The sequence below is a fragment of the Streptomyces sp. DvalAA-14 genome (assembly GCF_900091855.1).
Taxonomy (GTDB): domain Bacteria; phylum Actinomycetota; class Actinomycetes; order Streptomycetales; family Streptomycetaceae; genus Actinacidiphila.
Window position 1 is genome coordinate 1 of the sequence record NZ_FMCH01000529.1, and the last position, 4,677, is coordinate 4,677.

The window sequence follows — 4,677 nt, forward strand, 5'->3', positions numbered from 1 at the left end:
ACGCCCCGCCCGGCGCCGGAGCGGACGGCGCCGCACCCGCCGGGCTGCGCGCGGCCGTCGCGGAGGAGGCCGCCGCCGTGCTCCGGGTCCCCGCCGAGCGCGTCCTGGGGGGAGCGGCACTGAACGCGATCCCCGGCTTCAGCTCCTTCCGCATGGTCGAGATCGTCGAGCGGCTGGAGGACCGGCTGGACGTGAGCTTCGACGCCGACGACCTCGTGCCGGAGAACCTGCACGACATCGACTCCCTGTGCCGCATCGTCCGCCGCGCCCGTCAGGAGCAGCCATGACCCTTCTGCACGAACTCATCGACGACGCCGCACGGCGCTCCGCGGACGCCACGGCGGTGTCCACCACCACCGAGTCCCTCACCCACGGCGAACTGGCCCGGGCCAGCGCGGCCGCCGCGGCCTGGCTGCGGGGGCTGGGCGTGCGCCGGGGCGAACGCGTCGTGATCGTCGCCCCGTCCGAGATCCGCGTCCCCGTACTCGCCTACGCCGCCTCCCGGCTCGGCGCGCCGTTCGCGCTGCTGCACGAGCAGACGCGCGGCCGGGCCCTGGCCCACGTCCTCGACGACGCCGAACCGGTCCTGCTGGTCGCCGCCGACGCGGACGCACGAGCCGCCGCGGCCGAACGGGGCATCACCGCGGTGCCGCTGGCCGACGTCCCGCTGACCGACGTTCCGCTGGCCGATGTGCCGCCGGCCGCGGGCACGACAGCGACCGAGGCGGCCGCCCCGGTCGACGCCGCCGCGACGCCGCTCGCGGTGGACCCGGTGTGCCTGATCTACACCTCGGGCACCACGGCCGCCCCGAAAGCGGTGGTCAGCACACACCAGCAGGCGGTCTTCGCCGTGCACGCCATCCAGAGCCAACTGCGCTACCGGCCCGACGACGTCGTGTACTGCCCGCTGCCGCTGTCCTTCGACTACGGCCTCTACCAGCTCTTCCTCGGCGCGGCGAGCGGCGCGCACATCCGGCTCGGACTGCCCGCCGAGGTCGGGCCGTCCCTGCTGCGCAACGTGGAGAACGCCGGCGCCACGGTGCTGGCCTCCGTCCCGGCGGTCGCCGAGACCCTGGCCCGGCTGCTGCGCCGCGCCCCCGGTCACCGCCTGCGGCTGCGCCTGCTCACCAACACCGGGGCGGCGATGGCGCCGCAGCCGCTGACCGAACTGCGGACGGCGGTGCCGACGCTGCGCGTCCAGCTGATGTTCGGCCTGACCGAGTGCAAGCGCGCCGCGATCAACCCGCCCGACGCCGACCTGGACCACCCCGGCACCTGCGGCCGGGCGCTGCCCGGGACCGAGATCTTCGCGGCTGGACCGGACGGCGACCGGCTCCCGCCGGGTGAGATCGGCGAGCTGGTGGTTCGCGGCCCCAACGTCATGTCCGGTTACTGGCGCCGCCCGGAACTGACCGCCCTGCGCTTCCCGTTGCGCGACGGGCTCTTCCCCGAACTGCGCACCGGCGACCACGGCTGGCTCGACGAGGAGGGCTACGTCCACTTCGTCGGCCGGCTCGACGACATCTACAAGGAGCGCGGCTTCCGCGTCAGCGCCACCGAGGTGGAGGCCGCCGCGCTGCGGGTGGCCGGCGTCGAGCGGGCCGCCGTGCTGCCGCCGGCCGACGGCCGGACCGCGGTGCTCGTGGTGGTCGGCGCGATCGCCCCGCCGCAGGTGCTGGTGGCCATGCGTGACGAGATCGAGGAGTTCAAGGTGCCCCGGCGGTGCGTCGTCGTGCCGACCCTGCCGCTGACCCGCAACGGCAAGGTGGACCGCAAGGAGCTCGTGACGGCGGTGGCCGAGCATGTCTGAGACCACCGCCCGGCCGGCCCGGCCGCTGGAAGCGGCGCCGGAGAAATCACCGGAGAAGTTTCCTGGAACGACCTCGGGAGTGTCGCCGGAACCGCTGCCGGCAGCCTCCGCGCAAGCGGCCCCCGCGGTCGCCGCGGCGCTGCGGGCCGGCGTCGAGACGCCCGCCTACGTCTACGACCTCGCCGAGATCCGGGCCAACGTGGCCAGGCTGCGCGCGGCGCTTCCGGAGCCGTCCGACCTCTACTACTCGCTGAAGGCCAACCCGCACCCGGAGGTGCTCGGCACCCTGCGCCGGGCCGGGACGCTGCCGGAGGTGTGCTCGCCCGGTGAACTGGCGGCGGCGCTGGCGGCCGGCTGGGCCGCCGGGCAGATCCTCTACACCGGACCCGGAAAGCGCGACCAGGACGTGGCGGCCGCACTCGCGGCGGGGGTGCGCGCGTTCTGCGTGGACTCGCCGGTCGGCCTCGACCAGCTGGACCGGCTGGCCGCCGCCGCGGGAGCACAGGTGGACACCCTGCTGCGGGTCAACGACGACCGCCCTTCGCCCGGCAACGGCCTGGCCATGACCGGGGTCGCCTCGCAGTTCGGCGCCGACACCGGCTGGGTACTCGACGAGCCGGCCCGGTTCGGCGACCGGGAGCGGGTACGCGTCGTCGGACTGCACCTCTACATGGGGACGAACCTCCCCGGGGTCGGCGAACTGCTCGACCAGTTCGGCCAGTCGCTGGCGACGGCCGGGCGACTGGCCGCCGCCCTGGCGCCCCACACCGCCGGGATGTCCGTCCTCGACCTCGGCGGCGGTTTCGGCGCGCCGTTCGCCCACGGGGGCGAAGCGGGCGACCTCGGCGGGCTGCGCGCCGGACTGGCCGGGCTGCTCGACCGCGCCGCGGCCGGCTGGCCCGCCCGGCGGCCGCGCATCGCCTTCGAGTCGGGCCGCTACCTGGTGGGAACCGCGGGCACCCTGCTCACCCGCGTGCTCGACGCCAAGACCTCGCACGGCCGGGACGTGGTGGTCCTGGAATCCGGCATCAACCACCTCGGCGGCATGTCCGGCCTGCGGCGCCTGCCCCCGCTCAACCCGACCCTGCTCGGCGCCGCCGGCCACGCCCGGGACACCGACGGCCGCGGCGAGACCCGGCCCACCCTGGTCACCGGCCCGCTGTGCACACCGCTCGACACCTGGTCGCGCAGCGCGCCGCTGCCGCCACTGCGCCCCGGCGACCTGCTGGCCGTCCCCAACGTGGGCGCGTACGGCCTGTCCGCCAGCCTGCTGGCGTTCCTCGGCCACCCCGCGCCGCTGGAGGTCGCCGTGGACGGCGACCAACCCCCGCGTGTGTCCCGGCTGGAGCTGTCCCGCCCGGACCCCGCCCCGCCCGCCCCGGCCGGCTCCGACCGGTCCCCGGCCGGCCGCGGCGGAGCCGCACCCACCCCACTTCACCCCAACCCGGAGGACTGACACCATGGACGAGCGTTTCGAGACCCTGCTGCGCGGCTATCTGCCCCTGCTCGGCGACGAGCCACTGACCGAGGGCACCCCGCTGCGCGACCTCGGCCTGGACTCGATGCAGTCGGTGGACCTGCTCTTCGCCATCGAGGACGAGCTGGGCGTCAGCCTGCCCGACGACGCCCTCAACGAGCAGACCTTCGCCACCGCCGGATCGCTGTGGCAGGCGGTCTCCGCCGCCGGGACCGGAGCGGTGGCATGACGGCCGGCCTGACCACGCCGCCGGCCGCCACACCGCCGGCCGCCGCCCTGGCACCGGAGGAGCTGGACCGCCTGGTGGCGGACGTCGCCGCCGTGACCGCCGAGCACGCCGACCGCACCGACGCCGAAGCCGCCTTCCCCGTCGACGCGCTGGACGCGCTGCGCCGCACCCGGCTGCTCGGCCTGCTCGTTCCCACCCGGGACGGCGGGCTGGGCGGCGGACTGCGCGACGTGCTCACCGCCACCGTGCGGCTGGGCCGCGAGGACATGTCGCTGGCGATGATCTTCGCCATGCACTGCCAGCAGGCGGCCGCCGTCGTCCGCCACGCCCAGGGGCCGCTGCGCGGCGAACTCCTGCCGGAGCTGGGCGCCGGACGCGTCTACCTCGCATCGGTGACCACCGAATCCGGCAAGGGCGGCGCCCTGCTGACCTCGACAGCCGAACTGCAGGAGCGCGACGGCTTCCTGCTGCTCGACCGGTTCGCCCCCATCGTCACCGGCGGGGCGTACGCGGACGGCTTCCTGGTCACCATGCGCAGCCCGCACGCGCGCGCCGACCACGAGGTGTCACTGGTCTACGCCCACCGCGACCAGCTCGACATCGCCTCGGCCGGCGGCTGGGACCCGCTGGGCATGCGGGCGAGCCACAGCGGCGCCCTGCACCTGCGCGGCCTGGTGCCCGACCACCAAGTGGTCGGTGAGCACGGCCGCTTCCGGGAAGTCGTCGCCGCGACCTTCGGACCGCTGGCCCACCTGGGATGGAGCGCGTCGTGGCTCGGCGCCGCCCAGGGAGCGCTGTCCCGGGTGGTCAGGCTGCTGCGCGACCCCAAGACCCGGGGCGGCGCGTCCCTGGACTCCGAACTCCTGCTCACCCGGCTGGCGAGCGTCCGGCACCGGCTGGAGGCCGTCGACGCCCTGCTGTGGCACACCCTGGACGTCGTCGAGGCCGAGACGGACCTCACCCGCCCCCGCACGCAGCTGCTGGTCAACGGTCTGAAGGTCACCGCGTCCGAGCAGTGCCACGCCGCCGTCCAGGAGCTGATCGACGCGGTCGGCCTGCGCCACGGCTATCTGCGCGACTCCCCGGTCCGCCTGGAGCGCGCGATGCGCGACCTGCGCTCGGCGGCGCTCAACTACAGCAACGACCGGCTGCGGCTGGCCG

Annotated in this window: 5 protein-coding genes; all 5 read left to right on the plus strand. The window is 75.5% G+C overall.

Annotated elements, in window-relative coordinates; all coding sequences use genetic code 11:
• The coding region (locus tag GA0115240_RS28485; RefSeq protein WP_202451836.1) for a phosphopantetheine-binding protein at positions 1-287 on the plus strand (287 nt) is incomplete at its 5' end.
• The gene (locus tag GA0115240_RS28490) at positions 284-1,810 is read left to right on the plus strand and encodes a class I adenylate-forming enzyme family protein (RefSeq protein ID WP_093741060.1); all 1,527 of its coding nucleotides are present in this window, start codon (positions 284-286) and stop codon (positions 1,808-1,810) included. The genes GA0115240_RS28485 and GA0115240_RS28490, both read left to right, overlap by 4 nt.
• Positions 1,803-3,266 carry an alanine racemase gene (locus GA0115240_RS28495; RefSeq protein ID WP_093741062.1) on the plus strand — a complete coding sequence of 488 codons (1,464 nt, stop codon included), beginning with the start codon at positions 1,803-1,805 and terminating at the stop codon, positions 3,264-3,266. Before GA0115240_RS28490 ends, GA0115240_RS28495 begins: the two co-directional genes overlap by 8 nt.
• Before the next feature lie 4 nt (positions 3,267-3,270).
• Positions 3,271-3,516, plus strand: coding sequence for an acyl carrier protein (locus GA0115240_RS28500; protein WP_093741064.1), 246 nt, complete (start codon positions 3,271-3,273; stop codon positions 3,514-3,516).
• The coding region (locus tag GA0115240_RS28505) for an acyl-CoA dehydrogenase family protein (protein WP_093741067.1) at positions 3,513-4,677 on the plus strand (1,165 nt) is incomplete at its 3' end. The genes GA0115240_RS28500 and GA0115240_RS28505, both read left to right, overlap by 4 nt.